The sequence below is a fragment of the Dolomitihabitans soli genome, from assembly GCF_022213955.1.
GTDB lineage: Bacteria > Actinomycetota > Actinomycetes > Streptosporangiales > Streptosporangiaceae > Streptosporangium_A > Streptosporangium_A soli.
The window spans coordinates 310,733-337,079 of sequence record NZ_JAKNTW010000013.1 but is presented as its reverse complement, the minus strand read 5'-3'; the positions used below and the strand labels follow the sequence as shown (position 1 = coordinate 337,079).

Annotated in this window: 23 protein-coding genes; 15 read left to right on the top strand and 8 right to left on the bottom strand. The window is 71.2% G+C overall.

The genetic code is table 11. From position 1 onward, the window contains the following. The first annotated feature begins 1 nt into the window (after position 1). The 5 genes from cysN to MBA17_RS26810 all read left to right on the top strand — a co-directional run bounded on the left by cysN (position 2) and on the right by MBA17_RS26810 (position 4,535). Positions 2 to 1,267 (top strand): sulfate adenylyltransferase subunit CysN, encoded by a 1,266-nt coding sequence (gene cysN / locus MBA17_RS26830; RefSeq protein ID WP_238499352.1) that lies wholly within the window; start codon positions 2 to 4, stop codon positions 1,265 to 1,267. Between the two features lie 97 nt (positions 1,268 to 1,364). Then, a complete protein-coding gene (locus MBA17_RS26825) occupies positions 1,365 to 2,273 on the top strand; it encodes a sulfotransferase (RefSeq protein WP_238499351.1) in 909 nt (302 codons plus the stop codon). A gap of 65 nt (positions 2,274 to 2,338) precedes the next feature. Then, complete coding sequence (locus MBA17_RS26820) at positions 2,339 to 2,545, top strand: hypothetical protein (protein WP_238499350.1); 207 nt, start codon at positions 2,339 to 2,341, stop codon at positions 2,543 to 2,545. Next, positions 2,545 to 3,480 carry a glycosyltransferase family 2 protein gene (locus MBA17_RS26815; RefSeq protein WP_238499349.1) on the top strand — a complete coding sequence of 312 codons (936 nt, stop codon included), beginning with the start codon at positions 2,545 to 2,547 and terminating at the stop codon, positions 3,478 to 3,480. Before MBA17_RS26820 ends, MBA17_RS26815 begins: the two co-directional genes overlap by 1 nt. Then, positions 3,480 to 4,535: a WecB/TagA/CpsF family glycosyltransferase gene (locus MBA17_RS26810; RefSeq protein ID WP_274385974.1), complete on the top strand. Its 1,056-nt coding sequence runs from the start codon at positions 3,480 to 3,482 to the stop codon at positions 4,533 to 4,535. Before MBA17_RS26815 ends, MBA17_RS26810 begins: the two co-directional genes overlap by 1 nt. On the opposite strand, the gene MBA17_RS26805 is transcribed toward MBA17_RS26810, so the two are convergent. The 6 genes from MBA17_RS26805 to MBA17_RS26780 all read right to left on the bottom strand — a co-directional run bounded on the left by MBA17_RS26805 (position 4,504) and on the right by MBA17_RS26780 (position 11,697). Then, positions 4,504 to 5,439: a sulfotransferase gene (locus MBA17_RS26805; protein ID WP_238499348.1), complete on the bottom strand. Its 936-nt coding sequence runs from the start codon at positions 5,437 to 5,439 to the stop codon at positions 4,504 to 4,506. The genes MBA17_RS26810 and MBA17_RS26805 overlap by 32 nt on opposite strands. A gap of 172 nt (positions 5,440 to 5,611) precedes the next feature. Beyond that, entirely contained in the window at positions 5,612 to 7,051 is a 1,440-nt protein-coding gene (locus tag MBA17_RS26800; protein WP_238499347.1) for a lipopolysaccharide biosynthesis protein, read from the bottom strand. Continuing rightward, positions 7,039 to 7,896 carry a sulfotransferase domain-containing protein gene (locus tag MBA17_RS26795; RefSeq protein WP_238499346.1) on the bottom strand — a complete coding sequence of 286 codons (858 nt, stop codon included), beginning with the start codon at positions 7,894 to 7,896 and terminating at the stop codon, positions 7,039 to 7,041. Before MBA17_RS26795 ends, MBA17_RS26800 begins: the two co-directional genes overlap by 13 nt. 173 nt (positions 7,897 to 8,069) lie before the next feature. Continuing rightward, positions 8,070 to 8,984, bottom strand: a complete 915-nt coding sequence (locus tag MBA17_RS26790; RefSeq protein ID WP_238499345.1) for a hypothetical protein — start codon at positions 8,982 to 8,984, stop codon at positions 8,070 to 8,072. Next, complete coding sequence (locus MBA17_RS26785) at positions 8,981 to 10,282, bottom strand: hypothetical protein (RefSeq protein WP_238499344.1); 1,302 nt, start codon at positions 10,280 to 10,282, stop codon at positions 8,981 to 8,983. Before MBA17_RS26785 ends, MBA17_RS26790 begins: the two co-directional genes overlap by 4 nt. After that, entirely contained in the window at positions 10,270 to 11,697 is a 1,428-nt protein-coding gene (locus MBA17_RS26780) for a Wzz/FepE/Etk N-terminal domain-containing protein (RefSeq protein ID WP_238499343.1), read from the bottom strand. Before MBA17_RS26780 ends, MBA17_RS26785 begins: the two co-directional genes overlap by 13 nt. A 375-nt stretch (positions 11,698 to 12,072) precedes the next feature. Between MBA17_RS26780 and MBA17_RS26775 the strand changes: the two genes are divergently transcribed. Then, positions 12,073 to 13,110: a glycoside hydrolase family 26 protein gene (locus MBA17_RS26775; protein ID WP_238499342.1), complete on the top strand. Its 1,038-nt coding sequence runs from the start codon at positions 12,073 to 12,075 to the stop codon at positions 13,108 to 13,110. On the opposite strand, the gene cysC is transcribed toward MBA17_RS26775, so the two are convergent. Beyond that, positions 13,111 to 14,340: an adenylyl-sulfate kinase gene (gene cysC, locus MBA17_RS26770; RefSeq protein ID WP_238499341.1), complete on the bottom strand. Its 1,230-nt coding sequence runs from the start codon at positions 14,338 to 14,340 to the stop codon at positions 13,111 to 13,113. A 249-nt stretch (positions 14,341 to 14,589) separates the two neighbouring features. Continuing rightward, positions 14,590 to 15,321, bottom strand: coding sequence for a class I SAM-dependent methyltransferase (locus MBA17_RS26765; protein ID WP_238499340.1), 732 nt, complete (start codon positions 15,319 to 15,321; stop codon positions 14,590 to 14,592). A gap of 151 nt (positions 15,322 to 15,472) precedes the next feature. Here MBA17_RS26765 and mfd point away from each other — a divergent pair, with 151 nt between their 5' ends. From mfd to MBA17_RS26720, 9 genes are all read left to right on the top strand, one after another. Further along, positions 15,473 to 19,024: a transcription-repair coupling factor gene (mfd, locus tag MBA17_RS26760; RefSeq protein WP_238499339.1), complete on the top strand. Its 3,552-nt coding sequence runs from the start codon at positions 15,473 to 15,475 to the stop codon at positions 19,022 to 19,024. 27 nt (positions 19,025 to 19,051) lie between these two features. Next, on the top strand, positions 19,052 to 19,747 hold the full coding sequence (locus MBA17_RS26755) for a SurA N-terminal domain-containing protein (protein WP_238499338.1): 696 nt from the start codon (positions 19,052 to 19,054) through the stop codon (positions 19,745 to 19,747). 4 nt (positions 19,748 to 19,751) lie between these two features. Further along, complete coding sequence (locus tag MBA17_RS26750) at positions 19,752 to 20,687, top strand: nucleoside triphosphate pyrophosphohydrolase (RefSeq protein ID WP_238499337.1); 936 nt, start codon at positions 19,752 to 19,754, stop codon at positions 20,685 to 20,687. A gap of 90 nt (positions 20,688 to 20,777) precedes the next feature. Then, entirely contained in the window at positions 20,778 to 22,055 is a 1,278-nt protein-coding gene (gene eno / locus MBA17_RS26745) for a phosphopyruvate hydratase (protein WP_238499336.1), read from the top strand. A 69-nt stretch (positions 22,056 to 22,124) separates the two neighbouring features. Further along, positions 22,125 to 22,511: an FtsB family cell division protein gene (locus tag MBA17_RS26740; protein WP_238499335.1), complete on the top strand. Its 387-nt coding sequence runs from the start codon at positions 22,125 to 22,127 to the stop codon at positions 22,509 to 22,511. Then, a complete protein-coding gene (locus MBA17_RS26735) occupies positions 22,492 to 23,025 on the top strand; it encodes a DUF501 domain-containing protein (RefSeq protein WP_238499334.1) in 534 nt (177 codons plus the stop codon). Before MBA17_RS26740 ends, MBA17_RS26735 begins: the two co-directional genes overlap by 20 nt. Beyond that, positions 23,022 to 23,912: a Ppx/GppA phosphatase family protein gene (locus MBA17_RS26730; protein ID WP_238499333.1), complete on the top strand. Its 891-nt coding sequence runs from the start codon at positions 23,022 to 23,024 to the stop codon at positions 23,910 to 23,912. Before MBA17_RS26735 ends, MBA17_RS26730 begins: the two co-directional genes overlap by 4 nt. A gap of 165 nt (positions 23,913 to 24,077) precedes the next feature. Further along, on the top strand, positions 24,078 to 25,460 hold the full coding sequence (locus tag MBA17_RS26725) for a hypothetical protein (RefSeq protein ID WP_238499332.1): 1,383 nt from the start codon (positions 24,078 to 24,080) through the stop codon (positions 25,458 to 25,460). Between the two features lie 83 nt (positions 25,461 to 25,543). Continuing rightward, positions 25,544 to 26,347 (top strand): uracil-DNA glycosylase, encoded by an 804-nt coding sequence (locus MBA17_RS26720; RefSeq protein WP_238499331.1) that lies wholly within the window; start codon positions 25,544 to 25,546, stop codon positions 26,345 to 26,347.

Sequence of the window (26,347 nt, the reverse complement as noted above, 5' to 3'; positions counted from 1 at the left end):
CATGGACATTCTGCGTTTCGCCACCGCGGGCTCGGTGGACGACGGCAAGTCGACGCTCATCGGGCGCCTGCTGTTCGACTCCAAGGCGATCTTCGAGGACCAGCTGGAGGCCGTCGAGCGCACCAGCCGCGACCGGGGCACGGAGTACACCGACCTGTCGCTGCTGACCGACGGGCTGCGGGCCGAGCGTGAGCAGGGCATCACGATCGACGTCGCCTACCGCTACTTCGCCACGCCCAAGCGGAAGTTCATCATCGCCGACACGCCCGGCCACATCCAGTACACCCGGAACATGGTCACCGGCGCCTCCACGGCCGACCTCGCGATCGTCCTGATCGACGCGCGGAAGGGCGTGCTGGAGCAGTCCCGGCGGCACGCCTTCCTCACGACGCTGCTCCGGGTGCCGCACCTCGTGCTCGCGGTGAACAAGATGGACCTCGTCGACTACTCCGAGGACCGGTTCAACGAGATCCGCGAGGAGTTCACCGCGTTCGCCTCGAAGCTGAGCGCGCCCGACCTCACCTTCATCCCGATCTCGGCGCTGCACGGTGACAACGTGGTCTCCCGCTCCGAGAGCATGCCGTGGTACGAGGGCACCTCCCTGATGCACCACCTGGAGAACGTGCACATCGCCTCCGACCGCAACCTGGTCGACGTCCGCTTCCCGGTGCAGTACGTCATCCGTCCGCAGAAGGCGACCGATCCCGCCTTCCACGACTACCGCGGTTACGCGGGCCAGATCGCGGGCGGCGTGCTGAAGCCGGGCGACGAGGTCATGCACCTGCCCAGTGGCCTCACCACCCGGATCTCCTCGATCGACACCTTCGACGGCCCGGTCGACGAGGCGTTCCCGCCGATGTCGGTGACGATCCGGCTGGCGGACGACATCGACGTCTCCCGTGGCGACATGATCTGCCGGCCGAACAACCAGCCGGAGGCCGCCCAGGAGCTTGAGGCGATGATCTGCTGGATGGGCGACGGCGCGAAGCTCATGCCCCGCTCCAAGCTGTTGATCAAACACACCACCCGTACGGCCCGCGCCCTGGTCCGCGACCTGCACTACCGGCTCGACGTTAACACGCTGCACCGCGACGAGTCGGCCGAGTCGCTCAGTCTCAACGAGATCGGCCGGGTGTCGCTGCGGATCACCCAGCCGCTGTTCGTCGACGACTACTCCCGCAACCGGATGACCGGCGGCTTCATCCTGGTCGACGAGGCCACCAACAGCACGGTGGGCGCCGGCATGATCGTCGACGCGCGCAGCTGAGCCGTTTCTGGTAGATCCTTTGGCGGTTTCGTGGTCATCTGATTACTCTCCGCACTAGCATCGGTACGGTCCGTATCCACCATGTGGGGGCCGTGCCGTGTCGAACAGTCCGCCGCCCGCCCGGGTGATCTTTCTGGGCGGGCTCGGCCGTAGTGGCAGCACCCTCCTTGAGCGCATGCTCGGCGAGGTGCCGGGCGTCGTGCCGCTCGGCGAAGTCGTGCACCTCTGGGCGCGCGGCATCCTCGCAGGTGAGCCCTGCGGGTGCGGTGTGCGGCTTCCCGACTGCCCGTTCTGGTGCGAGGTCGGTGAGCGCGGATTCGGCGGCTGGACGCCCGACCTCGCCAGGCGCGCGATCGCCCTGCGGCAGCGGGTCGACCGCACCCGCCGCATCCCACCGCGTCTCTCGCCCGAGCTGGTGGAATACGTCCAGCTCTACCGTGGGCTCTACGACGCCGCCAGCGAGGTCGCCGGCTCCCCGGTGATCGTCGACTCCAGCAAACACGCCTCGCTCGCCTTCTGCCTGGCCGCCGCCGGCGTCGAGGTCGACGTCGTGCACCTGGTCCGCGACCCGCGCGCGGTCGCGCACTCCTGGCGCAGGCGGGTCGAGCGCCCCGAAGACGGCACCCTGATGCGCCGCTGGTCACCGGCGCGCACCGCGTTCCACTGGACCACGCAGAACCTCGCGCTCGAACTCCTCGCCAGCCGGGAGATCTCCGTGACCAGGATGCGCTACGAGGACCTCCTGTCGTCCCCGCGCACCGCCTTCGCCCACCTGCTCACCCGCCTCGAACTCGCCCCCCGCCTCGACTTCCTCACCGACACCCGGGTCCGCCTCGGCACCGCTCACACCGCCTCGGGCAACCCCATGCGCTTCACCGTCGGCGACCTCCCCCTGACCTTCGACGAGACCTGGCGCCGCGACCTCCCCCGCCGGCACCGCCTCCTGGTGACCGCCCTCACCTGGCCCCTCCTGCTCCAGTACGGCTACCACCGGGCACGACCATGACCCCACGCCTCCCGGGTGTCGGTGCGGTGCTTTTGTGGATGGCCGCTTGGGTCTGGTTTGTATCGATGCTGGCCTTGCTCGCGCGCCTTCCGGTCGTCGGTTGGGTCGGTGGTGGTTCGGCGTTCTTGCGTGAGGCGGCGTCTGCTTGGGTCTGGTTTGTATCGATGCTGGCCTTGCTCGCGCGCCTTCCGGTCATCGGTTCGGTCGGTGGTGGTTCGGCGCTTTCGCGGGCGGCGATGTCGCCTCCGGTACGGCTGCGCGGGTCGGAATGATGACCCCGGCTCGCCTGGCCAACGGCCCGGTTCCCGCCTCCGTCGGGGTGGTGATCGCGACCAGGGGCCGCCGCCCCGATCTTCTGCGGGCCGCGACGCTCGCCGCGCTCGGGCAGGATCACCCCGGTCGCCTGCAGGTGGTCATCGTCGCCGACGACGTCGACCCCGCCGAGGTGGCAGCCCAGACAGCCGTGTTCCGGGAGTGCGGCAGGGTCCGCGTGCTGGCCAACCGGCGCAGCCCCGGCCTCCCCGGAGCGCGTAACACCGGGATCGCCGTCCTCGACACCGACCTGGTGGCCTTCTGCGACGACGACGACCAGTGGCTTCCCGGCAAACTGGGCGCCCAGGCGGCGGCGCTCGCCGCCCGCCCGCACGCCGAGTTCGCCAGCTGCGGCATCGAGGTCGAGTACGGCACGCGCAGGGTCGCCAGGCTGGCGGGCACCGACACGATCACGCACGAACAGTTGACCCGCTCGCGGATGGTCATGGTGCACTCCTCCACCTTCGTGTTCAGGCGGGGCGCGTTCTGGGCCGACGAGAGCGCCCCCAAAGGACAGAACGAGGACTGGGATCTCGCCCTCCGCGCGGCCAGGCGTCACCCGATCGTGCACGTCGACCGGCCGCTGGTGCGGGTGCGCTGGGGCGCGTCCGACTTCGCCACGCGATGGGCCGACCGGATCGCCGGGCTGGAGTGGATGCTCGCCCGGCACCCGGAACTGGCCGCCGATCCCCGGGGCGCCGCACGGATCTACGGCCAGTTCGCCTTCCATCACGCCGCGCTCGGACACCGCCGCCAAGCCTGCCGCTGGGCCCTGCGCGCCGCCTCCGCCCGCCTGACCGAACCCCGCGCCCCCCTGGCCGTCGCCGTCGCCCTCGGCCTCGTCTCCGCCCCCACCATCCTCATCCGCCTCCACACCCGAGGACACGGCATCTGATGCAGCGACCTTCCGTTCTCGCCACCACTCCCGACGCCTCCGCCGCCCAGGCCGAGAAGACCACCCGGCAGGCAGCCGTGGTTCCAGTGGATGCGCCGGGCCGGGGTGGGGGCGTGGTGGCGTCGGCTGGGGTGGGGTGGGTGGTTCGGCCGGTGGTGGGAGGGAGGCCGGATGCGCTGAATGAGGACGTGGTGGCCGGGGTTCCGGTTGAGGTGCCGGGGCAGGGTTGGGTGGCGGGTGGGGGCGTGGTGGCGTCCGCTCGGGTGGGGCGGGCCGTCCGGCGGGTGGTGGTGGCCGGGGTCGGCCTGGACGCGCTCACGCAGCGGCAGGTGGTCGATCGGGTGCTGGCCGGGTTGCGGGCCGGGGAGGGCGGGCACATCGTCACGCCCAACGTGGACATCTGCCGGACGGCGAGCCGGGACGCCTCGGTGCGCGGCCTGCTCGCACGGGCGGAGATCGCGGTGGCCGACGGGATGCCGCTGGTGTGGGCCTCGCGGTTGATGGACACCCCGTTGCCCGAGCGGGTCACGGGCGCGGACCTGATCTGGTCGTTGTCGGCCGCCGCCGCGCGTCACGGGTTCCCGATCTATCTGCTCGGCGGCCGGCCCGGCACACCCGAGAGCGCCGCCAGGGTGCTGGCCGACCGGTTCGACGGGCTGGAGGTGGCGGGTGTGGACGCGCCGCCGTACGGGTTCGAGGGGTGTGCGGGGGAGGTGGCGCGGGTGCGGGACGCGCTGGTGGCCGCGGGGCCGAAGCTGGTGTTCGTCGGGCTGGGGTTCCCGAAGCAGGACCGGCTGATCGCCGCGCTGCGGGCGGACCTGCCGGGAGTGTGGTTCGTCGGGTGCGGCGCGGCGATCGGGTTCGCCGCGGGGGCCGTACGGCGGGCGCCGGCGTGGATGCGGGTCTCCGGGCTGGAGTGGTTGTTCCGGTTGCTCTGCGAGCCGAGCCGGCTGGCTCGGCGCTATCTGATCGACGATCTCCCGTTCGCGTTCCGGCTGCTGGTGCCGTGCGCGTTGCGCAGGGTCATGGGCAGGACAGCTCGCGGACGCGGGTGATCTCCTCGGGCGACAGGCCGGAGGGGACGGCCGGGATCAGGCGGGAGTCCATCGGGCGGAAGGCCGTGCGGGACAGACCGGTCCAGGCGAAGGGTCCGGTGGTGCTGCTGCTTGCCGTACAGGCTTGGGTTATTCGGGATTCGGCGCGGGGTGACCAGGGGAGGTCCGCCCAGGCGTAGAGGCGGCGGAAGCCCGTGAGGGGATCGGCGGCGAGGTCCTCGTAGCGGACGATGCGGATCCCGGGATGGCGGTCCACGAGGCGATCGGTCACGGTGCCGGCGAACCGCCACAGAGCGGCGATCTTGGCGAGGTGGTCCTGAGAGCCGATCAATGGGCGCAGTGACTCGGCCTCCGGGTGATCGCGGACGAGGAGCGGCTGTTCGAGCAGTTCGTGCAGGTAGACGGTCCAGCCGAGCCGCCGCCAACTCGCCACCAGCGACACCGGATCCCGTACCAGGACGATCACCCGGCAGCCCAGCCGCGCCGCGAACCATCCGGCCGAGAGCACCGCGAACGGGTCGTCCAGCAGCGCACGCCTGCCCAGCACCCGCCCCGCCGCGAAGGCCACGCCGTACCTGGCGAGCCTGGCCAGGTCGTACGGCGAGCGGTTGCGGCGTAGTTCGGCGAGGTAGCGGTAGCGGAGCGCGACGGTGTCGGTGAAGGCGGGCAGCCAGGCGGACTCGTTGTCCGGGCAGATGTACTGGAAACGGTGGGTGACGGTCGCGTCGAGCACGCCAGGTGAACGGCCGGGCGGATGCTGCGGGTTCAGCGGCTCGTTGACGTAGACGAGCCGGCCGCCCGCCGCGAGCATCTTGCCCGTCCAACTGGTCCCGCTTCTCGGCAGCCCGGTGACCAGCACCGGCGCCCCGGCCACCGGATCCCCCGCGCAGGTCGGCGGGTTCATGCCGGTCGCCTGGTGTGGGCTGGCTGCGGAGAGCCGCTCTGGCACGTGGTGGCTGGGATATGTGCCGTGTTGGGCGTGGGTGGGGTATGTGCAGATTTGCTGTGGTGCCGGCGGGTTGGGGGCCGGGTGGAGAGGGCCGTATTGGTTTGGGGGTGCGTGGGCGCCGGTGGGTTCATGCGGACCGCCAGGTGTGGGGGTGGAGGGCTGACAGGCTGTGGCGGCCGAATGGGCGCAGGCCGTAGGTGCGGTGGAGACGGAGGAGCGGGAGGAGGTTCTTCGTCAGGACGCCCGCGGACCAGCCGAGCGCGGCTCCCAGAGCGCCGTGCACCGGGACGAGAACCAGATCGACGGCCACGGTGACCGCGATGGCGGCCATCATGTTGGCCAGGCTCGCGGCGGTGTGCCCGGCGGCAGTCAGCACCGCGTCGACCAGGCCGCAGGCCGACGCGACCATCATCGTGGCGGCGAGCACCACGGCCACCTGGGCGCCCCGATCGTATCCGGCACCGAAGATCTTCAGCAGCCACGGTGAGAGCAACGCGTAGGCCACCCAGATCGGCCAGGTCAGCGCGACCAGCCAGAGGGTCGTCACCTGGTACAGCTCGCGCGCGGCCGGTAGGTCACCGCAGGTCAGCGCGCGTACCAGCCGGGGCGCCGCCGCCTGGGCGATGCCCTGACCGGCGAGCTGGCCGACGACCTTGAACCGGGTGGCGGCGGTGTAGAACGCCGCTTCGACCGGCCCCGCGAGCACCGCGACGATCACGATGTCGAGCCGCTGGAAGACGGCCTGGATCGCCCCGGCCACCGCACGTGGCGCGGTGTAACGCCACAGATCGCGCCCCGTCCCCGCCAGGTACGGCATGCGGGGCACCCGGCGTCGCAACCAGAGCGCGCTCAGCACCAGCACCGGAACGTACGGCAGGGCCCAGGCGAGGGGGAGCAGGAGGGTGTCGGCGGTGACCGCGAGGCAGGCGACCAGGGCGAGCTGGGCGAGCGGGCGGAACAGGCCGTCGAGGATGACGGTCGGGCCCATCGCGCCGAATCCCCGGGTGGCGGTGACGAGAGCATCCGCGCAGGCCATCAGGGGGAGGGCGGTGGCGAGGAGCTGGACCCAGGTGGCGGGGACGCCGGTGGCGGCGGCGATGTGGTGGCTCTGGAGGTGAAGGGCGGCGGTGGCGAGCAGGGAGAAGGCGGCCACGGGGATCAGCGCTGCCCGGATATATCCGGATATGCCGAGGTGGTCGTGAGGGTGGGAGCGGGCGATGACGTACACCAGGCCGTTGCCGGCGTCCAGCCGGAGAATGCCGGCGGCCATCAGGCACAGCGCGGTGACGGTGAAGAACGCGCCCGCCTGTGCCGTGGGGAGCGCGCGGGTGACCACCAGGACGAGGAGGAACTGGGCCACCGCGCCGGTCACGGCACCCAGCAGCCCGGCCAGACCACCTCGGGCCAGCCCACCGAGCGCCCCACCGTGCTTAGACGTCGGATCAAGGCGGCGGGCGGAGGCAGCGGAGGCGAGGTGGGGCTGGTTGTGCGGGGGGTTCGTGTCGGGGGCGAGGTGGGGCCGGTCGCTCGGGGCGGGAGCGGGGTTGCCGGGGGTCAGAGGCGCCATGAGGGGGTTTCGGTCAGCCAGGGGGTGAGGAGGGCGTCCCAGTCGGCGAAGTAGTCGTAGAGGGTTCGCCGGAGGTGGGCGGGGACCGGGGCCGGGCGCGGGCGGGCGTTGTGGCGGTCGAAGACCGGGGTGCCGGCGTGCGGGAGGCCGAGGAAGTCGAGGACGCGGTCGTAGATCGGCTCGGGGGTGGCGAAGAAGCGGTCACTGTCGAGGACGAGGACGCGGTCACGGGTGATGAGCGGGTCGAGACGGGCGAGTTGCTCGGCGTAGCGGCTGCGGGCGAGGTAGGCGTGGTGCCGGTGGGCGTGGCTGAGGGCGTGAGGGGCGGCGCACAGCCGCTCCGTCTCACCGGCCAGACGCTCCTCCTCAAGCTGGACCGCCCGCTCGAAGCAGGGCTCCTTCTCGAAGCCGCGGGCGAACTCGTGGGTGTGGGCCGAATGGGCCCGCTCGACCGGGTCGCGCACCAGGACGATCAGCTTGACGTCGGGGATGTCCCCGGCGATCCGGGGCGTGGCCATCGGGTGGAACAGATAGTACGGCGAGGATTCGAAGGCCAGCGGGCGGTGACCGTACTTCCTGCGTAGTCGTGACGCGGTGACCCGGAGCGGGAAGTGCGCCTGGTACCAGGACGGGCCGCGGTCGTAGGCCATGTCGAAGTAGTGCACCCCCTTGCGCAGCACCGGTTTGAGCACGAGGGGATGCTGTGCCAGCGCCCGGTAGAGCGAGGTGGTCCCACAGCGCTGCGCGCCGACGATCAGGAACCCGGGCACCATCCGGCCGCCCGCGGTCAGCCGTCCCGTGGACAGCGAGACCGCGTGGGCCGAGCGCTTCAGCGTGGGGTTCAAGGGTGTGCTCCTGTTCGTCGACGAGCCCGCGGTGTGGGTTCAGAGGGTGCGCTCCCGGTGGTTTCGGCTCGGGTGGCTGGGCGTTCTGAGCGGTTCCGAAGGCTGGGCTGCTGGTGGATGCCGGGCCGCGTGGGCGGGCGTTTCGGCGGGGGCTCAGAGCTTCTCGTGGTGGCTCACAGGATGAGTTCCTGCTCGTCGATGAGGGGGGTGAGCCAGCGGGCCGGCGGTCCGAGGGGTTCGTGGCCGTCGGCGGCGTGCCGGTCGGCCAGCGCGATCAGGTGGTGGAGCACGGTCCGCCTGGCCTCGGCGGTGGACAGGCCGTACGGGGCGAGGGTGCTGGTGGCCTGTGCCAGGCAGGCGCGGGCGGCCACGGCGGGGCGCATCCTGCGTAGGGCGCGCTGGAGGAACAGGTGCGTGGCGTCGAAGCCGAGCGGGACGCCGGTCGCGAAGCGCTCCCAATCCCACACGAAGAGGCGTCCGTCGGCGGTGGGCGCCATGTTCCACGGTGCGAAGTCGCCGTGCCAGGCGTGCGGATCGTCGGGACTCAGGGCGGCGATCTCCGCCACCGCGGCGTGTGCCAGGTCGGGCGGGACCCGGCCGGGCCGGGCGCGCACCGGCAGCGGGGAGAGGACGAGCACGTCGAGCCCGCGCCAGCCGCCGTGATGGAGCACGGTGGGCGGTACCACGGTCTTCAGCGGGTGGTCCGCGACCAGGCGCAACGCCGCCGCCTCGGCGCGGACCAGCGCGCGGGCCGGGTCGGAGTCGCCGATCTTGACGAAGGCGAGCAGCCCGTCGGGCCCGTGCGCCTCCAGGATCGGCTTGCGGTTGGCCCGCCTGGCCGGCCGGACGTGCAGCACCGTGCGGATCGGCCGGTCGAGGACCTCGCCGAGATGGTCCTCGATCGTCTCGCCGCCGGTGGGGACCATGATCGGCCGGCCGAGCGGCCGGTGCCACCACGCGTGCCTGACGAGCCGCCGCGGCAGCCACGCGTGCGGGAGCAGGGTGTGCGGGCGCGGCCGTCCCGTGCCCGGGAACAGCAGTTTGATGGTCTGGTCGAGGTAGCGCCGGCGGACCCGGGCGTCTTTCATGCGGATCCCCTCGTCAAGGACGCTCTCCACAGGAGGGCGAACGAGATCAGATAGAGGCTGAGGGGGGTCACGAGCCCGTCGTACACGAACATGTAGAGGAGCACGAGGATCATTACGAGCACCCCGGCCATGCCGACGGGGGTGCGGTCGCGCCAGTAGCGCGCGATGGTGCCGGCGAAGAAGGTCACGTAGAGGCCGGCGCCGACGAAACCCTGGGTGATCAGCAGATGCCAGAGCTGGCCGTCGCTGCCGAGGGGCGGGTGGCCGCACTCACCGCACCACATCGTCTTTCCGGTGGTGGCGGAGTTGTGGTTGCCGACGGCGTTGCGGGTGTTGCCGTAGCCGATGACGGGCGAGTGGGCGGCGGCGGCCACGGTCGCCGACACGGTGAAGGCGCGGATGTCGTTGCTGTGCGGGCTGTCGAGCCGCTGGGCGACGATGGACCACAGGGGGCTCAGCGCGAGGGCCAGCGCCCCCGCCCCCGCCACCAGGCACATCGTGGTCCTGGCTCGTGGGCCGGAACGGACCAGGAGGTAGAGCGCGGCGACGCCGAGCCCGATCCACAGGCCGCGGTTGAGCGAGTGGATCACCGGGACGACGGCGAGCGCGATGATCAGCACGGCGACGAGCCGGCGGCGGGCTCCGCCGTACACCCACCAGCCGACGACGAACCAGATCAGCAGGACCGACAGGTTGCTGCCCCACGCGTTGGCCCATTCGAAGGGGGCCTCGGGGCGCGGGGCGGCGTAGCCGAGGACTTTCTGGGTTTGGGCGGCGGTCGGGTGGATCAGGTTGTGCACGAAGGAGTTGCCGCTGATCCAGTCGGGCAGCGCCATCTCGATCGGTGAGGTGAACTCGAAGCCGGGTGCGACCAGCCCGAGCAGGCCGCCGGCGATGGTGGTGATGAACAGCACGCCGAGCATCCGGATGAGGGTGAGCTGGGGCAACTCGTGCTCGTGGAGGTTGCCGAGATAGAGGACGAGGACGAGAAGCGACAGGTACAGCGCCAGACGCATGAGATAGCCGATGAACCTGCCGGGGCCGAGCTCGCCGTAGGTGTCCGGTGGCATCTCCGCCAGCATCAGTGAGCTCAGCAGCAGGCCGGCGAGCAGCAGCAGCCACAGCCCGAACCCCGGCGGCACCTTCAGCGGCCTGCGCCGCCAGAGGATCACCGCCATCGGCGCGGCCACCACGATCACCGACAGGCCGCCGAGCCCGAGCGCCCACCACACCGGGTATCCGAGCAGCAGCGCGGCGATCGGCCACGCGACCGGCCGGATCCCCCTCACGTGTCCCATGCCGAGCGGTCTGACCTCTGCAACGGCCGCAGCGGGGTCGTCTCGGTGGTCGCGCCCGCGATGGGCGTCGTACCGGTCGCCCGGTGCCCGGCCGGAGCCACCAGACGGCCCAGCGGAGTGTCCACCCCGTTGGCAGGGAAAGGCCGGGACGGGATCTCCAGGACGGGCCGCGCCGCGCCGCGCGCGCGCCGGGCGGGACGGAGCACGACGGCGCCGATGACGCGGGTGCCGTTCCTGGCCAGGCCACGTCTGGCGGCGGCCACCTCGCGCGAGGTGGCCGGTGGGAAGATCGCGAGCAGTGCGCCGTCGGCCCGGGCGAGGTCGTGCAGGTCGTCGCCGATGAGGATGCGGGTGGGGGCCACGGCCGGGCTCAGCACGGTGGCCAGCTCCTGGAGGCCGCGGGGGGTGCCGACCGGGCGGATGAGCAGGTGGCCGCCGAAGTGGGCGGCGAGGAGCACGGAGGCCAGTTCGTGCAGCGAACCGCGTGGCACGCCCGCCCGCGCGCCCCTGCGACGGGCGCCCGGCTCGACCAGGGCGCCGGTGGAGTCGACGCCCAGCTCGGCGATGACGGGCAGCCGGGTCAGCCGCTCGACGTCGGCCGAGGTGCGCAGGCGGGTGTCGAGGCGGTCGCGGGCGAAGGCCGCCGCGGCGCCGGCGAGCAGGCCGAGCATCAGGCCGCTGCCGAGGTGGAGCGGCAGGCTGGGCGAGCTGGGCGAGCGGGGCGGGACCGCGTCGCTGATCAGTGAGCCGGGCGTGACGGCGATGGTCTTGAGCGCGTCGTACTTGACGGTGAGGCTGTAGACCTGGCGGCTCAGGACGTTCTGCCGCTGGAGGGCGATGGTCCGCTCGGCGCTGCCCTTGGTGAGGGCGGGGAGTTCGGCGGCGATGGCGCCGAGCCCGCTGTTGACCTGCTTGAGCTTCGCGGACAACGCCTTGAGCTGGGCGTTGAGCGCGTGCTCGGCGGCCTCGGTGCGGTGCTGGAGGTACGCCTGGGCGTAGGCGCGGGCGTGCGCGGCGGCCGCCTTGGGCGTGGCCGCGGTGGCCGAGACCGACAGGACCGCCGAGTTGGGCGGCACGGTCACGTCGACCGTGACCGGCATCGACGAGTGGAGCGTGGCGGCGGCCTTCGTCGCGACGACGGCCGACTGGGCGATCTGGGCCTCGGTGTCGAGGTTGAGCGACTCCCGCTGCCTGCCCGTGACCTGGTTGGTCTGGTCCTGGACGCCGGTGGGGGAGACGAGCACCTGGGCGGTCGCCGTGTAGGCGGGCGGCGTCAACCGCAGCACCGCGGCTCCCGCGGTGAACCCGATCGCCAGGCAGAACACGAAGATCAGCCAGCGGCGGCGGAGCAGGGAGGTGTACTCGGCCAGGTCAGTGCCGGAACGATGGTCCGGGGTTTCCGGCGACAGGCTCATGAACGCGACGTCCTCACGGCCGGTGTGTTGCGGGGATCTCTCCCGGCTACGCGATGGTTAATGGCTCGCCTACTATACGGCGAGTGTTTATTTCCACCGGCCGGATCTGAGAATCTTTGCGACTGGAAGAGATCCAATCACGTCACGATAACGTCGGTTACTCCGAAATGGGATGAAAGGTCGCTGGTCGGGTCGGGATCGCCGGTCGATCGTAAGGGCTGGCAAAGTCCATGACGTGCGACGCTATCGGGATGGCAGGGTGGGTGGGCGGGGGGCGTAAAGAAATGTGCAACGGATTTCGAGGGGAGTTGAGGGTCAATGTCTCATCTAGTCCGTAAAAGCGAAACTTCCGGACTTGTGCGATTGTCTGGATTGATGATGGGAGTGATACTCGGCCTGAACGCCTGCACCACGAGCACCGGCCCGCCGGAGCGTTTACCGGACGACGCCGCGGCCGAGCGCGTCAACGGCCTGCTCGGCCTGCGGCCCGGACAGACCTGTGAGGTGACGGCCAAGCTGATCCCGTCGTGCGGGGCGTGGTGGGGGATCGCTCCCGAGATCTTCACCGGCCGCCCGCCCGCGCAGGCGCTGGCGCGAGCCGAGCGGCGGATGGGCCGTACGGCCGCCGTCATGCACGTCTATCACCGCGGGTCCGAGTTGTTCCCCACCCAGCAGGAGGCGGCGCTCACCCGCGACCCCGAGCGGCCCCGGATGCTCCTGATCAACTGGAAGCCGTCCCTCGACCACACCTGGGCCGAGATCGCCGCCGGGGCGGTCGACGGCCGCATCGACAGGCTGGCCGGGCACCTGCTCAAGACCTACACCGAGCCGTTCTTCCTCACCATTCACCACGAGCCGGAGAACGACGTCCGCACCCGGGGCAAGACGGGTATGACGGCCGACGACTACGCCGCGATGTACCGCCGCGTCGTGCTGCGCCTGCGCGCGAAGGGCGTGCGGAACGCCGTGACGGTCATGACCTACATGGGCGCGCCCAACTGGGCCGCCAAGCCGTGGTTCGAGCGGCTCTACCCGGGCGACGACGTGGTCGACTGGGTCGCCCTCGACCCCTACGTGGACGACAAGGTCACCGACTTCGACAGCCTGATCAACAAGACCCGCGACGACATCCCGTCCTGGCGCGGGTTCTACCGCTGGATGCAGTGGCGCTTCCCGGGGAAACCGATCATGGTCGCCGAGTGGGGCGTGTTCGACCGGCGGCGCAAGGAGGCGTTCTTCGACTCCACCCGCGCCAGGGTCCGCCACTACCCGCAGATCAAGGCGCTGGTCTACTTCGACTCGCCACGGGCGCCGAGGGGCGACACCCGCTTCGACGTCACGCCCGGCGCCAAGGCCGCCTTCACCCGGCTCGCCGGGGACAGATATTTCAACGCGACCCCGGTGCGCCCCTGATCAGCGGATCCACCTGCCGGAGACCAGGAGGTCGAGCACCCTGCCGACGGCCCGGTCGACGGACATCCCGGTGGTGTCGATCACCAGATCGGCGTCCTCGGGCTCCTCGTACGGGTCGGAGATGCCGGTGAACTCCGGGATCAGCCCGGCCCGCGCCTTGGCGTACAGGCCCTTGCGGTCGCGCCGTTCGCACTCCTCCAGCGGCGTGGCCACGTGCACCAGCAGGAAGTCGGCGCCGACCGCCTCGGCCATCGCGCGCACCTCCGCCCTGGTCTGGGCGTAGGGCGCGATGGGCGCGCAGATCGCCAGCCCGCCGTGCCTGGCGGCCTCGGCGGCGACGAAGCCGATCCGCCGGATGTTCAGGTCGCGGTCGGCCTTCGAGAAGGTGAGGCCCGCGGAGAGCAGCCGCCGCACCACGTCGCCGTCGAGATAGGTGACCGTACGGCTGCCGCTTTCGAGCAGCGCGTCGTGCAGCCCTCTGGCGATCGTCGACTTGCCGGAACCGGACAGCCCGGTGAAGAAGACCACCAGGCCACGCCGGTGCGGCGGGCCGGGAATGGTGACCGGCTCGGGACCCGCGAGGTGCTCGCTCGCGCCGTACGCCTCGGCGACGTGCTCCCGCAGTTCCAGGTCGATGGCGGGCTCCTCGCGGGGCGCGAGGGGCACGGCGGCCACCACGGTGCCGGTCGGCAGCTTGTCGCGGGCGGTGAGCGCGGCCCGCACGACACCCGGGCCGGCCTCGCCGTACACGAGGGGGAGCAGCAGGATCGAGGCGCCCAGCTCGGCGGCGGTCGCGGTGATCTCGCCCAGGTCGTCCAGCGGCCCCCGCATGGTGACGGCCAGCACCTCCCGCCCGGCCAGCTCCTCGCGGACCTGCGCGGGTGTACGGCGGAGCCGGGCGAAGGGGCCGTGCTCGACGGCGCCGAGAGGCTCGACGGGCCCGGCGACGTGGCCGTGCGTGCGCTCGGTGACGGTGAGGACGGCCAGCGCGGCGCCTTCGGGGTCGAGCAGCGTCACGCGGTCGCCGGGCGCGGCGGGATGGTCGTCGGGCAGGGCCAGCGTGACCGGCGCGGGCCAGCGCGTGCCGTCGGCCAGGGTGCCGTGCTCGTCGACGCTGTGCACGTCGTCCGCGGTGAGGAACCCGGTGAGGGGCTGGAACGCGCCGGACAGCAGCAGCTCCAGGTCGGCGAGCTCGCGCGCGTCAGGGGTCCACTCGGAATTCGCCGTCATCTGCTCCGGTTCCCCGATCGTGCCAGTGGAAGGCAGCCAGCCTAGCCCAGCATCGCCGGTGTGCTCGGCGGAGGCTCGGATCGGCCGCGCCCGCCTTGGGCGATGCGTTCGAGGGCAGGCCCGGTGGACCGTTCGGGGGAATCAGGGCGACCGTGCCCGGTGATCGCAGAGGCGTCCGGGGCGGGATCGATCGTCTCGGTGCCGTCGATGCGGGTTCGGAGCAGGCTCGGTCGTGCCCGGAGCCAGGTGTCAGAGGAGCCGCGCGAAATGGTTCTGCGGCTTGCGGATCACGAAGGTCACCTCGTCGTGGTCCGCGGTGAGACGGCCGCCGGAGAGCCGTTCGACCAGCTCGCAGGCATACCGGGCGAGCGCGCGCAGCCGCCCGCGCAGCGCGGGCCCGCCGACGGTAGTGAACTCGTCGGTGATCCGCAGCCCCCGGGTGAGGCAGAACGACTGCATGCCCTCGCGCGAGGCGACCGGCTCGTAGATCGCGGGCAGCACGCCGTGCGCGCCCGCCGGGGCGAACCTCCGCCACAGGAGGCGCCGCAGCCAGGAGGGGAGGGCCCGGTCGAGGTAGCCGTACGCCGAGTCGCGGTCGCGGAGCCGTACCAGCAGCAGGCCGCCGGGCCGCAGGCCGGTGAGCACCCGGTCGAGCACCAGCTCGGCGTGTTCGATGCGCTCCAGCAGGAATTCGAGCTGGACCACGTCGAACGAGCGGGGCGGCACCGGCACCGCGCGCAGGTCGCCGAGGGCCCACGTGTCGAGATCGCGGCGGTGCTCGGTGACCGCGCGCAGCACCGGCAGGTCCTCGTCGACCCCGGTGACCTTCCTCTCCACCTCCGGAAGGCGTGGCGGAGCGCCGCCCCCGCCGCATCCGGCGACCAGGATGTCGAGCCGCCTGCCGAGCTGCTCGCTCCACTGGTCCCTGACCCGCCTGCAAAACAGGTCGTCTCGATCGACGACCGATCTCATCTCAGACATGTGACTCACAGTAGTCAATTGATTGCGCCAAGTGTGGTATTAACCCGAGCACGGTCACCGGGTCAAGACAGATAGCCTTGTACGCGAACCCCCGCGACCAGACCCGGCCGGGGGTGGTCGTGTTGCCGTCGTGGGGCTGTGGGCGAATCTGATGACCCTTTCCGGATTGCTTGACCTCGTCGCGAGCGAGCCGAAACTGGCCGGTGTGCTCGCTGACGTGCGCGCCGGTGACACCTCCGACGTGTCGCTGATCGCGCCGCCGGCGCTGCGCCCCTTCGCCGCCGCCGCGCTGGCCCGCGACGGAGCGCACCAGGCCGCGGGGGCCGCCAGGCGCACCGTGCTGGCCGTGACCGCGACGGGCCGTGAGGCCGAGGATCTGGCGGCGGCGCTCACCAGCCTCCTCGACGAGAACTCGGTGGCGGTGTTCCCCGCCTGGGAGACGTTGCCGCACGAGCGGCTCTCGCCCCGCAGCGACACCGTGGGCCAGCGGCTCGCGGTGCTCCGCAGGCTCGCCCACCCGGTCGACGGCGACGTGGCGGCCGGCCCGCTGAACGTGATCGTCGCGCCGGTCCGGGCGGTGCTCCAGCCGATCGTGCAGGGGCTGGGCGACCTGCGGCCGGTACGGCTGCGCGCGGGCGACGACGCCGAGCTGGACGACGTGGTGACCCGGCTGGTCGAGAACGGCTACCACCGGGTCGACATGGTGGAGAAGCGCGGCGAGGTGGCCGTGCGGGGCGGTCTGCTCGACGTCTTCCCGCCGACGGAGGAGCATCCGCTGCGGCTGGAGTTCTGGGGCGACACCGTCGAGGAGATCCGCTGGTTCAAGGTGGCCGACCAGCGTTCCCTCGAAGTGGCGGACGACGGGCTGTTCGCCGCGCCCTGCCGCGAGCTGCTGCTCACTCCCGAGGTGCGGGAGCGGGCGCGTGAGCTGGCCCTGGCGCATCCCGCGCTGGCCGAGATCCTCGACCAGCTCGCGGACGGCTCGCCGATGGAGGGCATGGAGGCGTTCGCGCCGGTGCTCGCCGCGGGCGAGATGGATCTGCTGATCGACCACATGCCGGTCCGGTCGGCGGTGTTCGTGTGCGATCCCGAGCGCATCAGAGGGCGCGCGGAGGAGCTGGTGCACACCAGCCAGGAGTTCCTCGAGGCGTCCTGGATCAACGCGGCGGCGGGCGGCGAGGCGCCGATCGACCTCGGCGCGGCGGCCTTCAGGACGCTGGAGGAGGTGCGCGAGCACGCGACGCGGCTCGGGCACCCGTGGTGGTCGATGGCGCCGTTCGAGGACACCGGCGATCTCCCGGGCGTCCGGCTGGAGGCGCGCGAGGCGGAGGCGTACCGGGGCGACACCCAGCGGGCGCTCGGCGACATCAAGGGCTGGCTCGGCGAGGGCAAGGCGGTGGTGCTGCTCAGTGAGGGGCACGGCCCGGCCGAGCGCATGGTCGAGCTGCTCAAGGGCGTCGACGTGCCGGCCAGGCTGGAGCAGGGCCTCGACGGCGAGCTGGAGCGGGGCGTCGTCCACGTCACCACCAGCCTGGTCGACCACGGTTTCGTCAGCGAGACGCTGGCCGTACTGACCCATCTGGACCTGGTGGGGCAGAAGGCGTCCACCAAGGACATGCGGCGGCTGCCCTCGCGGCGGCGCAACATGGTCGACCCGCTGCAGCTCAAGCTGGGCGACCACGTGGTCCATGAGCAGCACGGCGTGGGCCGGTACGTCGAGATGGTGCAGCGCACCGTGCAGGGCGCCACCCGCGAGTACCTCGTGATCGAGTACGCCAAGGGCGACCGGCTCTACGTGCCCACCGACCAGCTCGACGAGGTCACCCGTTATGTCGGCGGTGAGGCCCCGTCGCTGAACCGGATGGGCGGCGGCGACTGGGCCAAGGCCAAGTCGCGGGCGAAGAAGGCGGTCAAGGAGATCGCCGGGGAGCTGATCAGGCTCTACAGCGCGCGGATGGCCTCGCCGGGGCATCCGTTCGCACCGGACACGCCGTGGCAGCGGGAGATGGAGGACGCCTTCCCCTACGCGGAGACGGGCGACCAGCTCGAAGCCATCGACGAGGTCAAGCGCGACATGGAACGCCCGCTGCCGATGGACAGGCTGATCTGCGGCGACGTGGGCTACGGCAAGACCGAGATCGCGGTGCGCGCGGCGTTCAAGGCCGTGCAGGACGGCAAGCAGGTGGCGGTCCTGGTGCCGACCACGCTGCTCGTGCAGCAGCACCTGTCCACCTTCGCCGAACGGTTCTCCAGCTTCCCCGTCGTGGTCAGGCCGATGTCGCGGTTCCAGAGCGACGGCGAGGTCAAGGAGACCATGCGGGGGCTCACCGAGGGCGCGGTCGACGTGGTGATCGGCACCCACCGGCTGCTCAGTCCGGAGGTCAGGTTCAAACAGCTCGGCCTGATCATCGTGGACGAGGAGCAGCGGTTCGGCGTCGAGCACAAGGAGGCCATGAAGCACCTCCGCACCCAGGTCGACGTGCTGGCCATGTCGGCGACCCCGATCCCGCGCACGATGGAGATGGGGCTGACCGGCATCCGGGAGATGTCGACGATCCTCACCCCGCCGGAGGAGCGGCACCCGATCCTCACCTTCGTCGGCCCCTACGACGAGAAGCAGATCGGCGCCGCCGTACGAAGGGAGCTGATGCGTGACGGTCAGATCTTCTTCGTGCACAACCGGGTGGCGAGCATCAACCGTACGGCGGCGCGGCTGCGGGAGCTGGTGCCCGAGGCGAAGATCGCCGTCGCGCACGGCCAGATGAACGAGACCCAGCTCGAAAAGATCATGGTGGACTTCTGGGAGCGCAACTTCGACGTGCTCGTCTGCACCACGATCGTCGAGTCCGGCCTCGACGTGCCCAACGCCAACACGCTGATCGTGGACCGGGCCGACAACTACGGCCTGTCGCAGCTGCACCAGCTGCGCGGCCGGGTCGGGCGGGGCAGGGAGCGGGGTTACGCCTACTTCCTCTACCCGCCGGAGAAGCCGCTGACCGAGACCGCGCACGAGCGGCTGGCGACCATCTCCCAGCACACCGAGATGGGCGCGGGCATGTACGTCGCGATGAAGGACCTGGAGATCCGCGGCGCCGGCAACATCCTGGGCGCCGAGCAGTCGGGCCACATCGCCGGCGTCGGCTTCGACCTCTACGTCCGGATGATGGCCGAGGCGGTCCAGGAGCAGAAGGCCAAGCTGGAGGGGCTGTCCCCCGAGGAGGTCGAGCGCCCGGAGGCCAAGGTCGAGTTGCCGGTCAACGCGCACATCCCGCACGACTACGTGACCTCGGAGCGGCTGCGCCTGGAGGCGTACAAGCGGGTCGCGGCCATCAGTTCGGCCGAGGACATCGACGCCGTGCGCGACGAGCTGACCGACCGGTACGGCAGGCCGCCGCAGCAGGTCGAGAACCTCTTCGAGGTCGCCAGGTTCAGGGTCCGCGCCCGCCAGGCGGGGCTCACCGACGTGACCCTGCAGGGCCAGCAGATCAAGTTCGCGCCGGTGCGGGAGCTCAAGGACTCGCAGCAGGTACGGCTCCAGCGGTTGTACCCCAAGGCGTTGCACAAGCAGGCGGTCGGGACCCTTCTGGTCCCGGTGCCGAAGACGAAGCCGCTGGGCGGCCAGCCGTTGCGCGATCTCGACCTGCTGAAATGGTGTGGCGATCTGGTCCAGGCGATGTTCCTCGAATCCGCCACGGTAAAGTAATCGCGGTTTGTCGGAAGGGATCCCACGTTGAAGACTCCAATGCGTCTCACCCTGGCCGTGGTGGCCTTCGGGGTCGCGCTGACCGCTTGCTCCCCGCAGCAGGTGGGCTCCGCGGCGATCGTCGGTGAGGAGCGCATCACCTCCAGCCGGCTCGACCAGGTCGTCCGCGACACCCAGGCGGCGCTCAACAGCGTGCCGCAGGCCCAGCAGCAGATGCAGCAAACGATTCCGCAGATGGCGCTCCTGTCGCTCGTCGAGGTGAGCCGCTACACCCAGCTCGGCGAGCGGAACGGGATCGGCGCCACCGACGGCGAGGTCGACGCCTTCCTCGCCGCCCAGGGCGGCGCGCCGAAGGTCGAGCAGACGCTGATCACCCAAGGCGTGGCGCCCGAGCAGTCCCGCGAGTACATCCAGGCGTTCCTCACCGCGCAGAAGCTGCTGGCCAAGTACGGCGGCGGCACCGACGAGGCGGCGATGCAGCGCGGCCAGCAGCAGCTCGTCCAGGAGCTGGAGACCCTCCCGGTCTCCTACAACCCGCGCTACGGGAAGTTCGACCCGCAGCAGGGCTTCGTCGACAACGGCCGGTTCGGCAAGGCGGCGGTCCAGGAAGGCGCCCCGCAGCAGGGCGTCCCCCAGGAAGGCGCGCCGCAGCAGGGGGCTCCGCAGGAAGGCGTTCCGCAGCAGGGCGTTCCGCAGGAAGGCGCGCCGCAGGACGGCGGCTGATCGCGTGGCGCTGATCGTCCTCACCACCTCGCCCCGGGTCGCGCCCGGGCTGCTCAGTCACCACGCGTGGCGCGTGCTCGGCGCGAGCCGGGTGCTGACCGGCTCGGCCGACCACCCCTGCCTGCCGTACCTCTCGGAGGCGGGGATCGTCGTCGAGGTCGTCGATCCCGTGCCGGCCGAGCTGGTCGGGCTGGCCCGCGCGGGTGACGTCGTCTGGCTGGCCGCGCAGGACGGCGACGAGAGCCTGATGCGCGCGGTGGGCCACGCGGCGCTGGCCGAGCAGGACCCGCCGCTGATCGAGCTGGTGCCCGGCTCCTACGACCTGCCGGGCGCGCGGGTGCTCGACCTGGTGGCGGTGATGGAGCGGCTGCGCGAGGAGTGCCCGTGGGACGCCAAGCAGACCCACCAGACGCTGGTCCCCTACCTCCTCGAAGAGGCGTACGAGGTGCAGGAGACCGTCGAGGACGGCGACTACGCCGCACTCCGTGACGAACTGGGCGATGTGTTGCTCCAGGTGGCCTTCCACGCCCGGGTCGCCGACGGGTTCGACATCGACGACGTCGCGGAGGGGATCGTCGCCAAGCTGGTCAGGCGGCATCCCCACGTGTTCGGTTCGGTGAAGGTGACCGGCGCCGACGAGGTCAACGACAACTGGGAGACCATCAAGGCCGCCGAGCGGGCCGAGAAGGGCGCGGGTTCGGTGCTCGACGGCGTCCCCCTCGGCCAGCCCGCGCTCACCCTCGTCACCAAGCTGCAACGCCGGGCCGAGCGCGTCGAGGCCCCCGCCGACCTCCCCGCCGACGGCGTCTCACCCCTCGGCCGCGAGCTCTTCGACCTGGTACGGCGGGCCCGCGCGCAGGGCCTGGACGCCGAGGCCGAGCTGCGGGCGGCGGCCCGCGCCTATCGTGACCGGGTCCGCCACTGGGAAACCGCCGACTAGGGCCGCCCGGCGTGGGGCGTAGCCGTACCAGGAGGTAAGGGTCGATAGGCTTCGTAGGCAAACCCTTCTCCGAGTCATTAGGAGCGCTTCGTGGCTTCCATCGAGGCCGTTACCGCACGCCAGATCCTCGACTCACGGGGCAACCCGACGGTCGAAGTCGAGGTATTGCTGGACGACTACAGCACCGGCCGTGCCGCGGTCCCGAGCGGCGCGTCCACCGGCCAGTTCGAGGCCGTGGAGCTGCGCGACGGGGGCGACCGGTACGGCGGCAAGGGTGTGGAGAAGGCCGTCCTCGGCGTCACCGACGAGATCGCCGACGTGGTCGCCGAGCTCGACGCCGAGGACCAGCGCCTGATCGACCAGACGATGATCGATCTGGACGGCACGCCGAACAAGGCCCGCCTGGGCGCGAACGCGATCCTCGGCGTCTCGCTCGCCGTGGCCAAGGCCGCGGCCGACAGCGCCGACCTGCCGTTGTTCCGCTACGTCGGCGGCCCCAACGCGCACCTGCTGCCCGTGCCGATGATGAACATCCTCAACGGCGGCGCCCACGCCGACAGCAACGTCGACATCCAGGAGTTCATGATCGCGCCGATCGGCGCGGAGACGTTCTCCGAGGCCGTCCGGATGGGCACCGAGGTCTACCACGCGCTCAAGGGCGTGCTGAAGGAGAAGGGCTACGCGACGGGCCTGGGCGACGAGGGCGGCTTCGCCCCCAGCCTGCCCTCCAACCGCGACGCGCTCGACCTGATCCTGGTCGCCATCGAGAAGGCCGGCTACACGCCGGGCGAGGACATCGGGCTCGCGCTCGACGTCGCCGCCAGCGAGTTCCACGCCGACGGCGTCTACACCATCGACGGCAAGGGGCTCAGCGCCACCGAGCTGATCGCCTTCTACGAGGACCTGGTCCGCTCCTACCCGCTGGTCTCGATCGAGGACCCGCTGGACGAGGACGACTGGGCGGGCTGGGCGGCCATCACCGCCGCGCTCGGCGACAAGGTCCAGATCGTGGGCGACGACCTGTTCGTCACCAACCCGGAGCGCCTGGCGCGCGGCATCGCCGACGGCGCCGCCAACGCCCTGCTGGTCAAGGTCAACCAGATCGGCACGCTGACCGAGACCCTGGACGCGGTGGAGCTGGCTCACCGCAGCGGTTACCGGTGCATGATGAGCCACCGTTCCGGCGAGACCGAGGACACCACGATCGCCGACCTCGCGGTGGCCGTCAACTGCGGCCAGATCAAGACCGGCGCCCCCGCGCGGTCCGACCGGGTGGCGAAGTACAACCAGCTGCTGCGGATCGAGGAGCTGCTCGGCGACTCCGCCCGTTACGCGGGTCGCGCGGCGTTCCCGCGTTTCCAGCGCTAGCGTGTTTCCTGCGGCTTGCGCCCGGTTCGGCGGGCGCGAGCCGCGGACGACGACAACGGGAGGGCGTGGATGAGCAAGCGGCCACAACTGACCGGACGCGCCGCGGTGCTCGCCCTGGTGGTGTGCGCGATCGCGTTGAGCCTTGCCTACCCCGTGCGGGAGTACATCGCCCAGCGCCGCGACATCGCGCAGATGAAGGAAGAGAACGAGCGGGAACGCGCGGAGCTGGCCAAGCTGGCGGAGCGCAGCAGGCGGGTCACCGATCCCGACTACACCAAGCAGTCGGCCAGAGAACGGCTGTTCTACTGCGGTCCGGGCGAGGCGTGCTTCGTGGTGATGGACGACCGGCCCAAGCCCGACAAGGCGAAACCCGGCCAGGCCAAGGCCGCCAGGCCACCGTGGTACCAGTCGCTCTGGGAGTCGGTCGAAGCGGCCGATGAGAAGGTCACCCGGTAGGGTTGCCCGCGTGGTGGACCCAGGCGATGTGCGGGCGGTGGAGCGGCAGCTGGGCCGTGCCCCGCGAGGACTGCGGGCGGTGGCGCACCGGTGCCCGTGCGGGCTTCCCGACGTGGTGGAGACCGCGCCGAGGCTGGCCGACGGCTCGCCGTTCCCCACGCTCTACTATTTGACCTGCCCGAAGGCGGCGTCCGCGATCGGCACGCTGGAGACGTCGGGGCTGATGCGGAGCATGCAGGCCAGGCTCGCCGACGACCCCGAGCTGGCCGCCCGCTACCAGGCCGCCCACGACGACTACGTCGCCCGGCGCGACAAGGCGGCGGCGCGCGACGGCCTGGAGCCGCTGCCGCGTGACATGCAGAGCGCGGGCGGCATGCCGGAGCGGGTGAAGTGCCTGCACGCGCTGGTCGGCCACGAGCTGGCCGTGCCGGGGGCCAATCCGTTCGGCCGTGAGGCGCTCGACGCGCTGCCCGAGTGGTGGGCGGACGGCCCCTGCGCCGGGGACGCGGAGTGAGGGTCGCCGCCGTCGACTGCGGCACCAACTCCGTCAGGCTGCTGATCGCCGACATCTCGGGCGGTGTGGCGGCCGACGTCGAGCGGCGGATGGAGATCGTCAGGCTCGGCCAGGGCGTCGACCGCACCGGGCTGCTCGCCGCCGACGCCCTGGAGCGCACCTTCACCGCCATGCGCGGCTACGCCAAGCTGATCGCCCGGCACGGCGCGGCCGGGGTCCGGGTGGTGGCCACCAGCGCCACCCGCGACGCCGGCAACCGGGAGCTCTTCGTCGACGGCGTCCGCGAGATCTTCGGTGTCGAGCCGGAGGTGGTCACCGGGGCGGAGGAGGCGGCGTTGTCCTTCGACGGCGCCACCAGGGGGCTGGACGGCCACGCCGAGCCGTACCTCGTGGTCGACATCGGCGGGGGTTCCACGGAGTTCGTCGTCGGTCCCGAGCCGGCGGGCTCCCTGTCGGTCGACATCGGGTGCGTACGGCTGACCGAACGGCATGCCGGCGACCTCGTGGGCGCGCGGGCCGACATCGACGCGGCGCTCGACCGGGTTTCCGCGGTGGTGCCCGTGGAGGCGGCCCGCACCCTGGTCGGACTCGCCGGATCGGTCACCACGGTCGCGGGCATCGCACTCGGGTTGCCGGAATACGATCCCGCGCGCATTCATCATTCCCGGATTTCCGCTGAACTGGTTCACCAGGTGACTCTCCGGCTGCTGGCGATGACGCACGATGAGCGTGCCGCCATTCCGGTGATGCATCCCGGGCGGGTCGATGTGATCGGGGCGGGCGCGCTCATACTCGACCGGATCGTCGCCCACTATGAGTTTGCCGAGGTCGTGGTGAGTGAGCACGACATTCTGGATGGCATCGCCTGGTCTATCGCCGAAAAGTAGCGATATCGAGACATAATTCGTGATTGAAACGAGTTGAGCGGCTCGCGTGATCATGGTTTAGTAAAGTTGCTTTACCGAAGCTTTGCCGTGGGCCCGGCACAGCTCGTGTCGGGGCGGCAACCGCTTCAGAGCATCCTCACTTCCTGAACGGAGCACGCCCTCATGATGTCCAAGGGTTTAGCCCGCAGGCTGGCCGCGCTGGGTGCCGGCGTGGCCATGGCGGCGACCATGGTCTCCGGACTGTTCGCCGCTCCAGCGGCCGCGAGCGCCGGCACGGCCACGTCAGTCAAGCCGAAGGTCTCGGCGTCCACGCCGAAGGCCTCCCCCAAGAGCTACGAGGGAGGGTGCCCGGTAAAGGTCACCTTCTCCTCGACGGTCACCGTGAAGCCGACGAAGAGCAAGACGCCTGTCGTCTACCGCTGGCTGCGCAGTGACGGCTCCAAGAGCAAGGTGAAGTCGTACACGCTCTCGGGCAAGAGCAAGAAGTCCGTCACCTTCAAGGAGACCGGCACCTTCAAGCGTGACGTCAAGGGCTGGCAGAGGCTGCAGGTCCTCTCCCCGCGGAACGTCACCTCCAGCAAGGGCTACTTCGCGGTCGACTGCCAGAAGAGGATCGAGCACAAGCCTCCGAAGAGGTCGTGGGTCAAGGCCTACGTCGAGGTGGACCGCTACTCCAACTCCTGCTACTCCGAGATCGACGCGGTCGCCTCGATCCGCGTCGGCAAGCCGTCCTGGGTGAAGTACCGCTGGATCCAGAACGGCCGCGTCGTCGACACGGGCAGCGTCAAGGTCTGGGACGACCGCCGGGTCCACTACTCCTTCAGGCCGCGTGAGAGCCACCGTGGCTGGGTTGCGCTGGAGATCGTGCGTCCCAAGTACACCCACTCCAACCGGGCGTACTACAAGGTCTCCTGCGACGACGACGCCAAGGCGTACGCCCAGGTGAGCGCGCCCGCCGACTACGAGGGCTCCTGCCCGGTCGCCAGGGAGTTCAGCGGCACCGTCGACGTCCGCGGCGGCAGCGCCACCGTGCACTACCGCTGGGTCGGCCCGAACTACCGCGGCCCGCTCGAGTCGCTGTACTTCTCCCGCCACTCCGGCAGCAAGAGCGTGAGCCACACGGCGAACGCGTCCGAGAGCGGCACCATCAAGCGCTGGATCGAGATCGTCGGCCCGAACAACTCGTCCTCCAACGTCGCCTCCACCGAGGTGAAGTGCAAGGACGCCGCCGTGACGGCTTCCATCTCCAACCTGCGCACCGCGCCCGACAACGCGACGTGCGGGTCGAAGGCCGGCCCCGCCGTCAAGGTCTCGGCCGACATCGCCGTGACCGGTCCGACCACGCTGACCTACCAGTGGAGGATCGGGGGCAGCGTCCCCAACGGCCACACCACTGTCAAGGTCGACAAGGCGGGCGACATCCCGGTGACCATGAGCACCACGCCGGGCGAGTTCCCGACCACCGCGGGGAAGGTCACGCTCGAGGTCCTCTCCCCGAACGCCGTCTCCGCCACCAAGGAGTTCTCCCACACCTGCCCGACCGCCTGATCCTGAGCGGTCGCGTTTCGTGACGTAGGCGCGGTGCCCACCACGGGCACCGCGCCTCTGTCGTTCCTGGCACGATCGTGCCCATGACCTTCGTACCTCCCGGCTCCGGCTGGCCCGGTGACCCCGCCGAGCCGGACACGCCCGTCGCGCACGATCCCGCCGACGTCGTACGGCTCGCGGCCGCCAGCCGTACGGTCGCCGAGCTCGCCGCGCGGGAGTCCGTGTGCCGGGCCTGCCCCAGGCTCGTCGCCTGGCGGGAGGAGGTCGCGGAGGTCAAGCGGCGGGCCTTCGCGGAGGAGACCTACTGGGGGCGGCCGACCCCCGGGTGGGGTGCGGACGAGCCGCGCGTCCTGCTGGTGGGGCTCGCGCCGGCCGCGCACGGCGGCAACCGCACCGGGCGCGTCTTCACCGGCGACAGGAGCGGCGACTGGCTGTTCGCCTCGCTGCACAGGACCGGGTTCGCGGCCCTCCCGACGAGCACGCACGCGGGCGACGGCCAGCGGCTGATCGGCGCCCGGGTGCTCGCCGCCGTCCGCTGCGCGCCGCCCGCGAACAAGCCGACGCCCGAGGAACGCGCCACCTGCCTTCCGTGGCTGGCCAGGGAGGTCGACCTGGTCGCCCCCGGCGTACGGGTGGTGGTGGCGCTCGGCGGCTTCGCCTGGCAGGCGCTCTGGCCGGCGCTCCGGCAGGCGGGGTACGACCTGCCGCGCAGCCGTCCGCCCTTCGGCCACGGCGCCGAGGTCCGGCTCTCCCGCGCCGGAGCGACGGCGACCCTGCTCGGCTGCTACCACCCGAGCCAGCAGAACACCTTCACCGGACGGGTGACCGAACAGATGCTCGACGACGTCTTCACCAGGGCCGCCGAGCTGGCGGGCACGTCAGAGTGA